This is a genomic window from Segatella copri DSM 18205, from assembly GCF_025151535.1.
Lineage (GTDB): Bacteria > Bacteroidota > Bacteroidia > Bacteroidales > Bacteroidaceae > Prevotella > Prevotella copri.
Window position 1 is genome coordinate 640,522 of the sequence record NZ_CP102288.1, and the last position, 17,517, is coordinate 658,038.

A 17,517-nucleotide genomic window follows, 5' to 3' on the forward strand; every position below is an offset into this window, starting at 1 on the left:
TATATAATAGGTGTAAAACCAACTCAAAATAGATAGTGTGTGCAAAATATATAATTATTAACTTTATAAAAAAGTATTAAAATGATGAAAACAGAATGGAGAGGTTTCAAAGGAAACATGTGGCAGAGTGAAGTGAATCTTCGTGATTTCATTCAGAACAACTACACTTGTTATGACGGCGATGAGTCGTTCCTTGCAGAACCAACTCAAGCAACTAACACCCTTTGGGGTATGTTGAAGGAACTCCAGAAGGAGGAGCGCGCCAAGGGTGGTGTGCTTGATATGGAAACAGAAATCGTTTCAGGATTGACAGCTTATGGTGCTGCTTATATCGGTGAAGGTACAAAGGATTTGGAGAAAGTGGTAGGTCTGCAGACTGATAAACCTCTGAAGCGTGCCTTCATGCCTTACGGTGGTATCAAGATGGCGGAGCAGGCTTGTACAACATATGGCTATCAGCCATCTGAGAAGCTCCACGAAATCTTCCACAAGTATTGCAAAACTCATAATGATGGCGTATTCGATGCTTATACTCCAGAGATGAAACTCGTGCGTCATAACCACATTCTTACTGGTCTTCCTGATACATACGGTCGTGGACGTATCGTAGGTGACTACCGTCGTGTGGCTCTCTATGGTATCGACTTCCTCATCGAGGAGAAGAAGAACGACCTCGCTAACATGGGCGACCGTGAGATGATCGACGACGTTATCCGTCTCCGTGAAGAGGTTGCTATGCAGATTAAGGCGCTCAAGGGCTTGAAGGAGATGGCTCAGTTGTATGGTTACGACATCTCTCAGCCTGCTAAGAACGCTCGTGAGGCTGTTCAGTGGTTGTACTTCGGTTACCTCGGAGCTGTAAAGACTCAGAATGGTGCTGCGATGTCTGTAGGTCGTATCTCTACATTCCTCGACATCTATATCCAGCGCGACTTGAACGAGGGTACTCTTACCGAGGATGAGGCTCAGGAACTCATCGACCACTTGGTCATGAAGTTCCGTATGGTTAAGTTCGCCCGTATCCCTTCTTACAATGAGCTCTTCACAGGCGACCCAGTTTGGGCTACTCTCGAAGTAGCTGGTATGGGTCAGGATGGCCGCTCAATGGTTACCAAGAACGACTTCCGTTTCCTCCACACATTGGAGAACATGGGTCCTTCACCAGAGCCAAACTTGACTGTACTCTATAGCTCTCGCTTACCAAAGGCATTCAAGCACTACGCTTCTCTCATCTCTGTAAAGACAAGCTCTATCCAGTATGAGAACGATGACGTAATGCGCCCAGTTTGGGGTGACGACTATAGCATCTGCTGCTGTGTATCTGCTACACAGACAGGTAAGGAGATGCAGTTCTTCGGTGCACGTGCCAACTTGGCTAAGTGCTTGACCTACGCTGTATCTGGCGGTGTTGATTCAAAGACACGCGAGCAGTGCGGTCCTAAGTATCGCGCCGTTGAGGGTGATGTATTGACATACGAGGAGTTCATGCCACGTTTCATGGATATGATGGACTGGTTGGCTGGCGTTTATGTGAAGACATTGAACCTCATCCACTACATGCACGATAAGTACTTCTACGAGGCAGCAGAGTTGGCGCTCATCGATACAGATGTTCGTCGTACTTTCGCTACTGGTATCGCTGGTTTCAGCCACGTGGTTGACTCTATCTCAGCTATCAAGTATGCCAAGGTTAACATCATCCGTGATGAGACTGGTTTCCCTCTCAGCTTCAAGACCGAGGGCGACTTCCCACGTTACGGTAACGATGATGAGCGTGCTGATGAGATTGCAGTATGGTTGCTCAAGACCTTCATGAACATGATCAAGAAGCATCATACATACCGCAATTCAGAGCCTACTACATCTATCCTGACTATCACATCAAATGTAGTATACGGTAAGTACACCAGCAACATGCCTGATGGTCGTCCAGCCGGTGCTCCTTTGGCTCCAGGTGCTAACCCATCTTACGGTGCAGAGAAGAACGGTCTTTTGGCTTCATTGAACTCAGTAGCTAAGTTGCCATACGAGTATGCCCTCGATGGTATCTCTAATACTCAGACCATCAGTCCGGGTGCTCTGGGACATAACGATGAGGAGCGTGCCCAGACATTGGTAGGTGTATTGGACGGTTACTTCAACCAGGGTTCTCACCACTTGAACGTGAACGTATTCGGTATCGACAAGCTCAAGGATGCTATGGAGCACCCAGAGAAGGAAGAGTACCAGAACTTCACCATCCGTGTAAGTGGTTACGCTGTTAAGTTCATCGACTTGACACGTGAGCAGCAGCTCGACGTAATCGCTCGTCAGGCTCACGAGAGACTCTAAGGAAGTGAAGAATGAAGAGTGAAGAATTCTCTTGTCTCTTTGTAACATATAGATTGCCCGCTAGATTTTCTTTCCGAGGATATTTAGCGGGCATTTTAGCTTATTTAACTGTAAAATAGAGTAAGATATTGATTATTTTACTAATTTTGCAGTATGAATTTATCAAAAGATGGGAAAAGGACTTTATTTGCTGAAGCGAGTAAGTTCTGTTTGGACATTGCTAAGTTAGTTATTGGTGGTGTTCTTCTGGCGAGCATCATGAAGGAAGATATTGATAAAGTAACTCTTTATATGTTAGGAGTTCTTATAGTCTTATTCTTTACCTTTTTGGGCTTCTTGTTTTTAATCATTTCTAAAACGATAAAATAATATGGGTGTATTTCTTTTTTTAGGTGTTATAGCCTTATTTATGAGTCTTTTTGCATTGTGGGGAATATATGATCTTCGAAAGAATGCATAAGGGTTTTGTTCACAGCATAGAGAGCTTTGGTTCTGTAGATGGACCAGGCATCCGATTTTTGATTTTCCTGCAGGGGTGTCCGATGCGCTGCCAGTTCTGCCATAACCCGGATTCCTGGAAGACGGGAGTGGGAGAGGAATGGAGTGCCGATGACCTGCTGGATAAGGCAGAGCGATTCAAGAGTTATTGGGGTGACAAAGGCGGTATTACTGTAAGTGGTGGAGAAGCCCTGATGCAGATAGACTTTCTCATCGAACTTTTCGAGAAAGCCCATCAGCGTGGCATCAATACTTGTCTTGATACATCAGCGCAACCCTTCCGAAAAGAGGGTGCTTTCTTCGATAAATTCGAGCGTCTGATGACCGTTACTGATACTGTTCTTCTTGATATCAAGCATATCAACGATGAAGAGCATCGTAAACTCACCCGCCATTCTAATGTAAACATACTGGATTGTGCACGTTATTTAAGCGAGATACACAAACCAGTATGGATTCGTCACGTCCTGATTCCAGGTATTACCGACAAGGATGTATACCTCTATCAGTTGCGCGATTTCCTCTCTACACTCTCTAATATTGAGCGTATAGATGTCTTACCTTATCATACGATGGGTATCTACAAGTATGAGAAACTAGGTATTGCCTACCCGCTGGAAGGCATAGATCCTCCTACTAGTGATCGCATAGCTCATGCAGAAGCCATCTTGCAAGAGGCACTTTAGCCTCTTGCAAGATTACTTAGATGAGCGTCTAGCGAACTGGTGAGACGGGCTTTGATGATAGGCTTTGTAATGTAGTCGTTTACTCCAAGCTCGTAGCATTCATCCACATTATCCTTGTTGCTTAACAGGGAAACCACGATGATGACCATTTCACTTTTCGAGTATTTAGAGCGTACATGGTCTATTACGTCCCACCCATTTACATGTGGCATCATCAAGTCGAGCAGTATCACGTCCGGCTTGAATGAGTCAATCAGTTCAATGGCTTCTTTTCCGCCATTGGCAGTTTTCACGTCGATGTCAAAGTCCTTTATCATTTCAGAGATAGTTTCAATATTTTCTGAAATATCATCGACGATTAGCACTTTGTTCTTTTCCATTTTTCACTGGTTTATTATATAGGTTCTTTCCGATCTTGAAGATCTAGTTTCTTGGCTTGTGAATGCCGTAGATGTCGCATATGAATCCTTTATCAGTGATTAGATTGTTCATATTAATACTGTCGAACATCTTGTGATGAGTACCGATTACCACAATCTGATACTTTTTTTCCAGAACTTTAGGATCATCTGTCACCTTGATGTTATATTCTTCTTTTACTTCCTTTACATCTACCAATGGATCGTAGAGTGTGGTTTTGTAACCTGCTCCTACCAGGTTGATATAGAGATCGGCTACTTTTGTGTTTCTGATATCATCGCTGTCTGGCTTGAACGAGAAGCCGAGAATCAGCACGTTAGTCTCCGGAACCTTGAATTTTCTGCTTTCAGATGCATTCTTTATCTTTCCTGCCATCCATACCGCCATCTGCTCGTTAACCTCGCGGGCTGTAGAGAGCAGCGATGGTACCACGTCAACCTCCTGTGCCTTGTTAATCAGGTAGTATGGGTCTACTGCGATGCAGTGGCCGCCAACGAGTCCTGGAGTAGCTGGCACGAAGTTCCATTTTGTGCTAGCTGCCGCCGTTACGTCTTCGATGTTGATGTTCATCTTGTCGAAAATCTTTTCCATCTCATTGAAGAAGGCTATCTGCACGTCTCTCTGGCAGTTCTCCATCAGTTTACATGCCTCTGCTATTTTGATACTCTTCGCCCTGTAGGTGCCATGGGTAAGTACTGAAGCATAGAGGCTGTCGATGATAGCTGCTGCTTCGGGTGTAGAACCGCTGGTAACCTTCACGATGTTCTCTATGGTATGAACAGTATCGCCCGGGTTGATGCGCTCTGGCGAGAAGCCTACAAAGAAACTCTGGTTCAACTTCAATCCTGATGTAGATGCCAGTAATGGGGCACAGACCTCTTCTGTCAGACCTGGGTAAACGGTACTCTCGTAGACTACGATATCACCTTCTTTCAGAATCTTGCCAACCTCAGCAGTCGCATTGCGCACGCAGCTGATGTCTGGTTTGTTCGATTTGTTCACCGGTGTCGGTACAGCGATGATATACACGTTACACTTCTTCAGGTCATCAATATTACTGGTCAGTTTCAGTCCCTGTTCCAAAGCTTTGGATACAGGTCTGTTGTCTTTCATCGTGCTTTTGGCTAACTTGGCTACCTTCTCAGCTTTGATGTCATAACCCCATGTATCGTATTTCTTTGAGAATAAGCATGCTAGTGGAGTACCTACATACCCCAATCCTATTACTCCAATCTTAAACTCAAAAGACTTGTTTATCATATACTATATTGTTTATGTTTTATAATGTTATTTCTTTTATTGGGAGCTCCCTGCTGTATGTACGTTACAGCAAGTAACTCGGATCTTTTAGATTCCTTCGAGCTGAGCATAGCGTGAAGTCTTCTCAGGGTTCCAGGCGTCCTTGTATGAACGGCGGAAGAAAAGCTCTTGCAGATGAGCCGACAGACGGGCGATACGCAGGAAATAACCTGTATAAGGTGACATCAGTGGCAGATATCTGTAAAGGAACCACACGTCTTTCTTTCTTTCTGAAACCATCAGCACCAGGATGAAGGCAAGCTGCGAGAAGCATACTCTGATAAAGTAGCCCAGAGCCAGCACCTCGATGATGTGCGTGTTAAACGTGATGGCGAGCTTGATGATATACCACAACCACAGGAAATTGAGGAAGCAGTCGAAAACTACACTCTCCATATTGGATAACCAGTTAAGGATACTCCAGTTCTTTGTAGGCAACAGAATGTCGGCATGCTTGCGTAGACGGAATCTCACGAGCGAGCGCGACCATCTGATGCGCTGATGATACAGCTTGTACCATTTGGTAGGAACATTGGTCATACAGATGGCATCTTCGGCAAATTTCACTTTATATCCGGCTTTGCGGATCTTCTGTGTCAGGTCACCGTCCAGTCCCGGTCCTATGTCCCAATATCCCACTTCCTTCAGTGTCTTTCTTTCGAAGGCTCCGAATGCTCCCGAGATGATGTGGTAGATACCCAGTTCGCTGGTTACGATACGTCCCACCTGTATTCGCTTCAGGTATTCGAAAGCCTGCAGCGATGAGCAGATGGTCTCCTTGTAGTTGCGCACTTTCACACATCCTCCTACGCCCTTTACCATTCCGTCGATGTAGAAGGGGAGTAGAATCTTCTCCAGTGCATCACGGTCGAGCGAAGAGTCGGCATCCAGACATACGATGTATTTGCCTCTTGCCATCTGGGCTCCATAGTTGCTGGCGGCAGCTTTACCGCCTCTTGTATCCAACCTCAGGTAGTGGGTGATATACCCGGCTCGGTAGAGGTCGTTGCAAATCAGTTTGGTGTCGTCGTCGCTACCATCGTCTACCACGATGATTTCGTAGTTGCGGTAGGTTTGCTCAGCCAGCGAGTTCACCATTTTGAATATATGTTTGCCTTCGTTCTTTCCCGGTACGAGGATGCTGATAAGCGGATTCTCGCGGTACAGGAAGTACTTGGCATATTCTTTCTCTTTATCTAACTGGTTTCTCTTCATCAGTCGGTTTCCGATTACGAGATATTCCAGGATATAATATCTTGGCATCTCGATGAAGAAGAGGAACCAGTAGGTATTCACGATACTGCTAAACGATAGCGTGCTGATCCAGTCGAAGAAATCGTTCAGTTGTTCTGCTATGCTAAACATACGCTTTTCCCTTTCTTCTTGATGGCTTATCTCAGCACGGTGAGCGCCAAGAGAGCCATGATTATGAGTATACCTGCGATGGTGACAAGGATGGCAACGAGTTTCTTGTAGAGTACGATGCGTTTCTGTATCTTGTCGTTTTCATCTTCCTTCGGTTCCATATCAAGCAGCTCTTCCTGCGGCTGCACCTCTTTCTCTTCTTCCTTCATCAGAGGTACCTCTGAGTAGCGGCAGTAGTCGTCGGGAGTCATATCCACATATTGCAGTTTGTTGAAGAACTCTTCATAGTTGTTGGCGATGGTCTTCGTCTTGGTTTCCAGCATGCTGCAGATAATCTCGTCCGGTTCTATCGAGTTGGCCAGCTTTCTGATGGCTATCGACATCTCCTTGCTCAGTTTCTGCTGAGCCTCTTCCACCGTTTCTCCCTGCTCATAGAGGGTAGAGGTTACGTAGAAGATATTGTTGTTGTAAGACACCTTGTGATTGGAGAAGATTATACAGAGTTTGCCCTGTATGCTTTCCTTTATCTTTACGGTATCCTTGTTTTCATCTATAATCCATATCTTGCCTACCATGACCGAGAGTTCATCCTTGCGGTAGGTTTCCATCAGCTGGCGTCGCAGTCGGTTTATCAGCAGGTAATATTCCATGAAATTATCATAGATGTTCGCCATGTTGTTGAACATGATGTTGCCGCTGGTCAGTGTTCTGATTCCTTCTTCCGTTATCTCGTAGTCCTCAACGTCTCGTGGCACCAGGGCATTTACCGGATAGGTGCTCTGGCAGTAGCAGCAGGTTGACTTGGTGATAGGCGCGGTAAACGAGTTCTCGCAGTCGTTGCAGGTATATACCACGGCTGGTCTGTCATAGTCAACACCGATGTGGCGCAGTTTCTTGTGACACTTCGGACAGATGAGCATACCGCCCACATTGTAGCTGCTCTCTGGCGATACGTTGGCGCAGCTGAAGTGGTGGATGATGTTCTGAATCTTCAGGTTCGAACTTCCGCACTTCGGACAGCACTCTGTATAGAGCAGGTGAGAGTGGTTGCACTTAGGGCATAGGTGCTCCTTGAGCAGGAAGCGGTGAATGCGCAGTGCTCCGAACTCCACCATAATGTCGATGAACATGAACATCTCGTTGAGATGGAAGAGACCCATACTGTGATAGTGCTCGAAGATTGGGTTGATATATCCCAAAGACGATTTCTCCAGCAGTCTGTGTCCTATGATTCGCTGGTCTCTTGAGAGCAGGTATCTCAGAATGTTGGCAAAGAGCTGGTTGGGTTGTGTAGGGCGTGCAGTTTCGTTTTTCACGCCATACTTCTGTCTTGCCTGCTTGATTTTGTCTATAATCTCGTATACCTTCTCATTGTTCATGTCGCTCACATAGGCATCGATGATATTGTCGATGATCTGTTCCTTTCCCGATACCGCCGTATTGACGAATATCGGTTTGTAGCTACATTTCCATGATAAGATTGGACTGGCTCCAAACAGTATAGCATGGAACGCACGCTCACTCTTCGTATTGATGTAAATACAATCGAAGTAGTCGGGCTGGATGTCCGGTGTCGAGTCGATATCTATATAGCTATCGATGGTGAGCACCATATCTCCACGTTTGTTTCTTCTAAGTCCAATCATTCTTTATTTCTTTTGTTCTTGATGATTATTGGTGTCGCTCGAAATCATGTTGCTTCGCTTCACGTTTTCGTTCTTGCCCACTGGGACGGTGTACATCGGTAGTGGCTTCGGGTCGAGCATGGCACCAATCTTGTTCACTCTTATTCTTACCGGCAGTCTGTTGCTCATTACCCATGCCGGAACTCTCTGGTTCGGGTTCAGGGTGAATACGGCAACCACTGCGTTGGCATCATGCGAGAAGTTACTCTGCAGATGCTTTGGTATTTCCTCTACTCTCAGACCTACCATCTGCAACTTAGCCTGCAGTTCCAGGTCTTTGTTGATGATGATGTCTGCATCGTCAGGGCTTTCCATATACTTCACCATGTCGTTGGGTACGTATGCGATTACGCCCAGATGGCAGTCTGCATAGTCAGTATGCTGGATAACCATCACCTCCTCGCTTTTGAACACCAGGGTTTTGTCGCTCACATTGATTTTTGAGATGAAGGCATCGGCTGGTGCACAGCAGTAGTGTATCAGTCCTGGGTTGTAGATGCTGGTGTTGGAGTAAGGCATGGCAGCATTTGTCGTGCCGGCTCCTCTGCGGCTCATGAAGTTATAGGTGGTGTTCTTAGCCTGTGCGTAGATTTCCACCTTCTTAGCCTGCTTTCTCAGTTCTTCTTCTACCTCGGCAATCTCGGCATCCAGTGCATTTCGCTTGGTGTTGTCGGTAAGACCATAGTAGATGTCTGAACTTTCAGATGCTTTCTGTTTTCTCAGTTCGGCAAGTCGGGTACGCAGCACCGGAATCTCCTGCTGTGCGAGTTTAGCCTGTACCTCCATGTCGTGAGTCTCCTTTACGGCAGAAGGCAGGATGTTCGGGTCGTATTGGTTCACAATATTACCTAGCAGTACATAAGAGTAGAGCGTATCTCCCTTATGCACCACTTCACCTATTTCTTTGTTCACCTTAAGGATATAGATGTCGTCAACGGCACTGATATGGTTTTCATCGAGGGTTATATAACCGTCGAAGGTTGCCCATATCATACGAGTGACAATATAGTAGGCGGCAAGCACGATAACCAGCAGGAAGATCAGGGCAAAGACGATCTGCTGTCTGGCAAGGCGGTGACTCTGCGACTTCAGCAAGTCTGCCATCGCCTGTTCTTGTGGCGTGCCATTATATTGGAATTCATTCATATTCTGGTTTCCTTACATTCAAAGTTCTATTTCTTTGAAGATGTTGTTGTTGTCATAGATGCTCACGGCTTTCTCGATATTGATGATAGCGAGGGCTCGGTTCTGCATCAGTTTGTACATACGCTCCATACTTTCCAGAAGTCCCGTATATTCGTCCATACGCATCAGATAGTTGTATCCCTGTTTCTGGTTCTGGTAGGCAAACCGCCGCATTTCGATATATTTACCGGTCTGGTCTATATGGAAAGCCTCGGTGGCTATAGCCTTGTTCAGGTTGTCTATCTTCTTGAGCAGGATGCCTACCGACTGTTTTATTTCCTTCACGTCGGTACCGCGGCTGCTGCGTATGATTTCCTTCTGGGTCTCCAGTGCCTGTCGTTTGCGTGGCGTTTCGTTCCAGATAGGAATGGTGAATCTTACGCCCACGTCGGCATTGTTCGATATTTTGTTGTTGCTCTGCCAGTAGCTCGACCATCTTGCAAATGGTGTGAGTCGGGTAGTGCTTAAATAGTTGGTCAGCTTGCTGTCGTTGTCAGCAATCTGTTCTTTCACCATCATGATGCGTGCATCCAGACTTTCCTGGTTCAGATGGTTCCAGAGGGCTGTGGTGTCTACCACAATCTTGGTTGGTTTGATGCGGTAGATAGGCTTGTTGCTGATATCTCGGTCTGTGCAGAGCACGGAGATGTCGTATTCAGCCTCCAGCTTTTCGTTCATCACTTTCAGCATCTTGTCGTTGCTGATTCGGTCTTTTTCCAGCATAAACTGGTACGCTTCGTTCATGATGTCGAGGTTGTCCAGTCTGTGTGCTATGACAGTACCGATATAGAAGTTATATTGTTCGGTCAGCTCATCGGCTGCCTTTTCATAGATGTCTGCAGTTTGGCGCTTTTTTATTTGCAAGCGGTCGAGTTCATTGGCAAGAGCAATTTTAGTTCTTTTCTCCTTGCCTTGGTAGAACTTCGAGTTGATAATGTTCCAACCCAGTTCGGCTTGAACCTTCATCTTATATTTTGATACCTCTTTTGCGTCGTCTTCATCAGAATCGAAGTACGAGTCAGGTCGGGCATAAACCTGTCCGGTCACTTCCAGACCGTTGTGTCTGTTGAGCGCTAGGTGCTCATGTGCAGTTTTCGACCAGAACAGAGAGTCGGTCTTGTTGATATCAGCGTGATGCTGTTTATTGAGTCCCAGTGCGATGACTGGTGCTTTCACCCAGATTGGGTTTTTGATGAGAGTGTCGAGTTGTGCGAAGCGTTGGTTGAAGTGTCTCAATACGTTTTCGTTCTTCAGATTCTCATATACGAGCATCTTAGGGCTAAAGCTCTTTCTTTTGCTTGATTGAGTTTGCGCCATCATGTCTTGTCCTGCCGCTAGGAGTAGGGCTGTGGATAGGATAGTTGCTGTTTTTGAGAGTGTTATACGCTTCATAAGGTTTTGTATGTTTAAACACGAAGAACGCAGCTGCAGGCTAATGCAGCTGCATTCTATAGTGTTCGTAGTTTTGTATTAGTATGTATTTTACTAATCTTTCACTTTTTATTTGTTGTAGCTCGTGTTGCCATTGTTTACAACCTTGTCTATCAACTTGAATACCTGCAAGCGGCTCTGTCCGTAAGCTACATAGATGTAACCATTGTCGAGAGTTACATAGTTAGCTGAGTTCTTGGTTGAGCAACGCTTCTTGGCTACAACCTCAGGCTTGCCTTCTGCTGTCTTCTTGTTCTTGTCGAGAACTACGAGACCATAGCCACCGCATGCCAAGTAGATATAGTTGCTATCGAAGGTAACACCATTGGCATAGCCCTGAGGTACCTTGGTGATGGCTGTCAGTGGTGCTGACCAGTTCCATACTTCCTTGCCAGAAGAGCGGTCGAAGCAAGAGAGACCCTTTTCGCTGCGACATACATAAATGTAGTTGCCGTCGATAGCGATGGTGTTCTTGCCATTGTTAGGAGCGATGTCGCCAACTTCGATAGTCTTGCTAGGAGTAGCAGTCAAGATGTCTGAACCTGTGTCAAACTCTTCTATGCGTCCCTTTACGGTAGCGAGAGAATCTCCTGGACGTGACTCATAGTACAATGTTGCAATCTTATTACCGTTCATTGCGATATGCTTAGCCTTGCCAGGCAATTCCTTGCTTCCAAGTAATGTCAAGTCATCAGCGTTGTAAACCTCATAACCTCTTGTACTCATTATGAGAAGCTTGTTGCCGTCACGTACGATACAGTTCTCGTCGTTCTTAGCCTCGGCAGAACCTTTCTGTACGTTCTTAATCAATGGAACTACATTCAATGGGTTGATAGTAGTGTTCTCATCGATTTCTCTCACTTCGGTATTGAGAAGACCATTGCTGTTGATGTCGATGCTAGCAAGCATTGCACCACTGTCGTTTGAACTACCCACTAAGTAGAGCTGAGGAGTAGAAGGCTTGGTATCAATCATCAAGTGGTTGAAGTCAAGCACTCCCTTCTTGTCCTGCAAGTACTGCAACATGGTTGTCGCATCGTTGGCTGTCTGGAATACTTCTACACAAGCTCCGTGTCCTTTACCGCGAGTATGATAACTCATATACATCTTGCCATTGTATGGCTGAATGCATGTTGCTGAGATGTTGTGCGTATGGTCGTAGACGATATCGCTGACAGGGGTCAGTTCCTTGCCTGGTTTCTCTGGGGTTGTTGGCTTGTCTGGTGTGGTCGGTGTTATGGTCTTACCACACTGAGTATCAGTAATCTTGTAGTCGCTAGATATTTCAGACCAGTAAGCGTTTCTGCCGCCCTTTGGAACAACGTTCATGTCTGTCAAGACAATACCATTGTTCTCAAATTCTGTAACGTCAAGATACAATGTGCTTCCTTCAGTCTCTGCGTTAAACAGGTAGCAGGTTGAGAAATGAGCATTGTTATAGGCTTCTCCTAAGGGAAAATCATTGTTTCCATTATACTTAACTTTATTCGCTTTGAACAAAGCTTTAGAACCACTTCCTACCAAATCAACAGAGCCTACAAGGTTATTATCATTCTGATAGGTTCCTGAACAGTCAATGTATCCGTTAGAATTTAAATAAATGTGGCTTGATGCACACTGATAGATGCTTGCTGCCTTCAAATAACCTGTATGCAAGTTGGCTGCGTTGCTATCGATTCTGAACTCGCCTTTGGTTTCTACACCGCAAGCATAGAAGTTTGTCGTGCCCTGCAACTTAAGAGTATTTGCTTTGAAAGAACCAGCAAAGTTGACAGTACCATTGATGGTAATGTCTTTCTTGCTCAAGTCAAGCCCATTCTCACCTTGTACGTTAGTTGTACTACCTTGGTTGTGCTTGAAGTCTCCACATTTCAAGTCTCCTCCGATGTAGACATTGGCTGATTCTGTGTCTGTGTTATATACGTTGTTGGAGATGTTTACATCTCCAACAATGTAAACCTGAGAACCAAAGTACAAGTTTTGTGCTTTCAAGTTGCCACCTACATACAAAGGAGCATCAGCATTGACGTCATTCTTTAATGTAAGGTCTTTTGCAAAATATGAAGTTCCAGCACCAGGATAGAATTTGGAACCATTGTAATCACCACCAATGTAGAAGTTGCCTCTATTGTCTACGTCTGCTGTTGTAGTCCAATCGCCTTCGATATAAATGCCCTTGCTAGAACTTATATAGAGGTTTCTTGTTGAATCGAAGGTTGCGCCTTTGTAAATGCAAATGTTATAATCTACGTTGCCTGACTGGTAGTGGAATTTACCACCATTGAGTACGTAGATGTTTACGTTGTCTCCAATACCCCAATGGTTAGTGATAGTCAGTTCACCACCATTTTCTATGAAAATATTTGTGTTTTTTACATTTGCCAGTTCCAATGTGACATTGCTCTTGACAATGTAATTTCCTGATTGTCCGTCTATTTTGTTTACATTCAATTCTGTACCCGTGGCAACTGGAGCCTTAGGCATAGAAAGTGTTGTAACCTGTGGAGCTGTGCCCGTATATGCAGATCTAGTTCTTGCTTTCGTTGTTGCAGAGAAAGGGGCTGTGTTGAAGTTGATTACACGTGAAGCCAATTTCTGTGCATCTGTGATGGAAGTAACTTCCTTGCCTACCACAGTCTTAGAAGCATCACCTCCAGAAAGTCCATCTGTAGAATCGCTACAAGATGCTAGAAGCACTGCAGCGAAAGTAAATGTAGCTAGTTTGACATTTATTGCTTTCATGTTAGTCTTCGTTTTAAACGTAATTCTTCATCTTTATACGAATATCTTTATTATTAAGCTAAGTTAGCTTTAATACGATTAGTTCTCCCTCACTCTAAAATAGTGAGAGTGGGGGAGAACAGAAATTGTATTGCGTTATTTTGCTGTATTTGTCAGTTTAAATACCTGTACACGACCTGTACCATAAGCTACATAGATATTTGTGCCATCTACTGCTACATAGTTTGCAGAGTGCTTCTCGCCTACAGCACGATGAGCTACCACATTACCATCCTTATCAAGTACAACAAGTCCATAAGCACCTGCTGCTACATAAACGTAGTTGGCATCAACAGCAACACCATTGATGTAACCAAGACGATTATCTACGCTCTTGTTGCCCTTAGTGTTGATAGGAGTAACATAGTTGTTAGTCCAAGCCTTTGTGCCATTAGCATTCCAGCAAGAAAGACCCTTTGCACTCTGGCAAGCATAAATCTTTCCGTCAGGACCTACTGCAACCATGTTCTTGCCATTGTTTGGTGCAATGTTTCCGAGGTCGAAGTTTCTACCTCTGCTCTGCAAGTCTGCGCTTGTGAAGCAAACCATCTGACCATTAACGGCAGCATCACCAGCCTTAACATCTGTACCATAGTTCAAACCGATAAGACCTTCGGTGCTTGTAGCCATGAACTTAGCCTTTCCTGGCATAGTTACGTTGGTGTGGAGATAATTTTGTGATGGATCGTAAATCTCATAGCCTCTTGTTGTAGCTACATAGATGTTGTTGCCCCATTTCACTACGCAGTTTGCATCTCCATGATCTGCGGCATCATCTTTGCTCTGTGCATTTCTCCATGTAGGAAGTGTTGTCAAGCCAGAATTAGTATCAATTGTGCCATTGCTCAAGTTTGCGTATGCTACAACTGCACCTGCATTGTTACTACCTGCCAAGAAGAGCTTACCATCAATAACATTAAGATGGTTGAAGTCTGTCTTGTTGTCCTCACCATTTGTTGATACATTCTGGAGCAAAGACAAAGTAGAACCACTCATCTTAGCAACCTCAATGTTTCCACCGAAGGTACTTCCGTATGTGTGATAAGAGATGTACAAGTTGCTGTTGGCAGGAATGATGCTAGTTGCAGACTGACCATCAGGTGTACCAAGTGATGCAATCAAGTCGAGCTTAGGATTCTTCTGAATCTTAGCTGCAACATCATCCTTCAACTTCCATGTATGATTATCTTGTGGCACCAGTGCAGCGCCGTCTGTAGCTACGTCGTAGTCAAGATAAGAAGCGTCGAAAGCTAAGTCATTGTAGTTAACCTCAGTACTTTCAGAACCTTTGTAGCACTTCTTGAGCTGAAGCAAGAATGTTGCTGAGTTGTCTTGTGGAGTAGTGAAGCACTTCACATTGTCATCGCTACCTGTGTAGATGAATTTGTCTGCCTTTACAACAGAGTAGCCAGAAGCATCATTGCTGTTGAGTACAATCTGACCAGCTGTGTTGTCAGTCTTCAAGGTATTCAAGTTGATGACACCAAGGTTGCTCAGGATAATCTGGCAGTTGCCATTCAAAGTTGCAACAGAGTTTCCATCTGCAACATGCTCCTGACCCTTGTTGTTGTAAGTGTCTGATGTTACATTGAGGTAAGAAGTTGTAATCTTAGAACCTGCGTTCATAGTGAGAGCCTGCTTAACTTTGATGGAAGCATCAGAACTCAGTTGGCCACCATTGTTGATAGTCAAGTTGCTAACTTCCATTGTACGTCCAACGTGCAAGGCACCATTCAATTCTACGTCGTTTGTTCTGTAGATCTTGTCGGCAACGTTAACTTTAGCGTTGGCACCGATAGTCAACTTTTTAGCGCGGATAGAAGCATAGTTCCATACCTCCTTGCCATTTTCCTTGACAGGCTCGCCGTCCTTTGTTGCAACGTAACCATACAAGAATACGTTTCCATTGACGGTTACATTCTGGGCAGGCTCTGTCTTTTCTGCATTAAGTTCACCAATATGTGTAGTGCAGTACAAAGTACCATCTATTGTGATGTCATTGTCAGACTTGAAGTCGCCAGCCTTAGCGATGATAATTTTATCACCAGCTGCAACGGCAGCACCAGTGCCTTTAAATACCAAGTGAGCACCTGGCTGAACGTAAATCTTGTTGTTACCTTCTGTCTTGTCGTAAATGACAGTGGCTTTACCTCTTACCCAAAGAGTAGCGCCCTTGATGCTCTGTCCTCTCAAATCGAGAGTGCCATCACCCTTATAGTAATATTTCTGACCTTCTTCGAGGTTTGTTGCGCCAGTAATTTCATTTACACCTCTTCCAGGAATTGTTGGAATCTCAGGCATAGAGGTCAAACCATTAAACAATGTTTCATCAGCAGCGCGAGAGAAACGACGAGCTCCTGCGTTGGCAGAAACCTTGTAGTTCGTTACACTTGCAGCAAGTGAAGCTGCGTCTGACTGTGTAAGACCAATTGTTGTAGCGTCGAGGATATCAGGGTTGGTGCTAGGACCATCACTGTTACTGTCGCTACATGATGCGAATACGAATGCTGCCAAACCGATAGCAGCAAGTTTAGAATTGAATACTTTCATATCTATTTAAGTTTAAATTGTACTTTCAGTTTCTTATTAATACCAATTTACTTGTATTTTTGTCCTCCAGCTCGTTGTTTTTTGGGGTAGTTTGACTATCATCATCTTACGTACATTTACAAGTGGAGCTGTTTGACGCTGCAAATTTAATGAAATTATTTCATAAATAGTTGTTTTATAGGGTTAAATAAACTTAATTCGTTACTTTTTGTTCTGATACTCATTAGGTTGGCTTCTTGTGGGCGATAACGAATTGGCTCTTCCGCTTGTCAAACGATAACATTTCTGAACTCATTAACCCGAAAATTACTCCGAAAGATAGCAGAATATCTCCGAAGAATACGAAAATTACTCCGATAGATAGCAGAATATCTCCGAAGAATAAACCAGGAAAACAAATGTTGGGAATACGATGATGGATATGTGTTGTGGTGACGAGGTGAAGGGTGAAGGGTATATTTTAAATCTTATATTATATTCTTTTTTTAGGATTTTTGGAAAATCCAGAAAGTCAGAAAAATGAAAAAACGGATTTTTTTCCTTGCCGCGCGTATATATAAAAAAGAGTTTTCAAACCTTCACCCTTCACCTTTTTATTTAACATTTTGTGTGTCAAATAGTTACGGGTGAAGGGTGGTGAAGGGTGTTTTCTGCTTTTTATAAACATATTTTAAGAGTTTGGCCCGTTTTTACATATTTTAAGTGTTTATTTTGGGTTCCGAAAGAGGTGCCATTTTTTTAGGGTCCCATTTTTTCTTTTTTCTTACCGCTGAAATCTTTGAAAAGCGAGTGGGGTAGGGTATCCTGTCTTATGTTGTGTTAAACAATTATCAGATAAAAGAAGTTAACGATACCGAAAAAAGACTGATTTTTAAACAAATATTAACGCGGAAAACTTGAAGTTTCGCATATTAGGTGATTCAAGTTTAAGGCAAGTTCAGAAGTTAAAAGAGTTAAAGAAGTTTAAGTGGTTAAAGAAGTTAAAGGGAAGTTAAAGAAGTTATCACTCCCTATGGTCGTTCAGTAAACCAGGAAAACAAATGTTGGGAATACGATGATGAATATGTGTTGTGGTGACGAGGTGAAGGGTGGTTCTTTTTCTGAAATCATAATTCTAATATTTTAAAATATGGCGCAAATATACGATTATTTTCTGAAACGTGCAAGAAAATCCTGTTTTTTTATAAAACTTGCATAATAAGCAAGGCAATTGAGGCTCTTTTGCAAACTTTTTGGGCTTTCCCTGCAACCTTTCTGTGTCTTCTTACGTCTAACCATCAGATTTC

At 44.1% G+C, this 17,517-nt stretch carries 11 protein-coding genes; 3 read left to right on the plus strand and 8 right to left on the minus strand.

Translation table 11 applies throughout. The features are described from left to right. The first annotated feature begins 84 nt into the window (after window positions 1-84). The 3 genes from pflB to pflA all read left to right on the plus strand — a co-directional run bounded on the left by pflB (window position 85) and on the right by pflA (window position 3,515). Complete coding sequence (pflB, locus tag NQ544_RS02535; protein WP_040552808.1) at window positions 85-2,331, plus strand: formate C-acetyltransferase; 2,247 nt, start codon at window positions 85-87, stop codon at window positions 2,329-2,331. 153 nt (window positions 2,332-2,484) lie between these two features. Further along, window positions 2,485-2,700, plus strand: coding sequence for a DUF6722 family protein (locus NQ544_RS02540; protein ID WP_006846990.1), 216 nt, complete (start codon window positions 2,485-2,487; stop codon window positions 2,698-2,700). Between the two features lie 68 nt (window positions 2,701-2,768). After that, window positions 2,769-3,515, plus strand: a complete 747-nt coding sequence (gene pflA / locus NQ544_RS02545; protein ID WP_006846989.1) for a pyruvate formate-lyase-activating protein — start codon at window positions 2,769-2,771, stop codon at window positions 3,513-3,515. Here the strand turns inward: pflA and NQ544_RS02550 are convergent. The 8 genes from NQ544_RS02550 to NQ544_RS02585 all read right to left on the minus strand — a co-directional run bounded on the left by NQ544_RS02550 (window position 3,512) and on the right by NQ544_RS02585 (window position 16,231). Further along, window positions 3,512-3,895, minus strand: a complete 384-nt coding sequence (locus tag NQ544_RS02550) for a response regulator (protein ID WP_006846988.1) — start codon at window positions 3,893-3,895, stop codon at window positions 3,512-3,514. The two genes, pflA and NQ544_RS02550, sit on opposite strands and share 4 nt — an antisense overlap. A 43-nt stretch (window positions 3,896-3,938) precedes the next feature. Beyond that, window positions 3,939-5,195 carry a nucleotide sugar dehydrogenase gene (locus tag NQ544_RS02555; RefSeq protein ID WP_006846987.1) on the minus strand — a complete coding sequence of 419 codons (1,257 nt, stop codon included), beginning with the start codon at window positions 5,193-5,195 and terminating at the stop codon, window positions 3,939-3,941. 87 nt (window positions 5,196-5,282) lie between these two features. Next, entirely contained in the window at window positions 5,283-6,599 is a 1,317-nt protein-coding gene (locus tag NQ544_RS02560; protein ID WP_006846986.1) for a glycosyltransferase family 2 protein, read from the minus strand. A gap of 26 nt (window positions 6,600-6,625) precedes the next feature. Next, window positions 6,626-8,245: a TackOD1 domain-containing metal-binding protein gene (locus tag NQ544_RS02565; protein WP_006846985.1), complete on the minus strand. Its 1,620-nt coding sequence runs from the start codon at window positions 8,243-8,245 to the stop codon at window positions 6,626-6,628. A gap of 3 nt (window positions 8,246-8,248) precedes the next feature. Then, window positions 8,249-9,430, minus strand: coding sequence for an HlyD family secretion protein (locus NQ544_RS02570; RefSeq protein WP_006846984.1), 1,182 nt, complete (start codon window positions 9,428-9,430; stop codon window positions 8,249-8,251). 18 nt (window positions 9,431-9,448) lie between these two features. Then, a complete protein-coding gene (locus tag NQ544_RS02575; RefSeq protein WP_006846983.1) occupies window positions 9,449-10,861 on the minus strand; it encodes a hypothetical protein in 1,413 nt (470 codons plus the stop codon). A 108-nt stretch (window positions 10,862-10,969) separates the two neighbouring features. Beyond that, on the minus strand, window positions 10,970-13,642 hold the full coding sequence (locus NQ544_RS02580; RefSeq protein WP_006846982.1) for an LVIVD repeat-containing protein: 2,673 nt from the start codon (window positions 13,640-13,642) through the stop codon (window positions 10,970-10,972). A gap of 135 nt (window positions 13,643-13,777) precedes the next feature. Further along, complete coding sequence (locus tag NQ544_RS02585; protein WP_153134010.1) at window positions 13,778-16,231, minus strand: NHL repeat-containing protein; 2,454 nt, start codon at window positions 16,229-16,231, stop codon at window positions 13,778-13,780. Window positions 16,232-17,517: the final 1,286 nt, after the last annotated feature.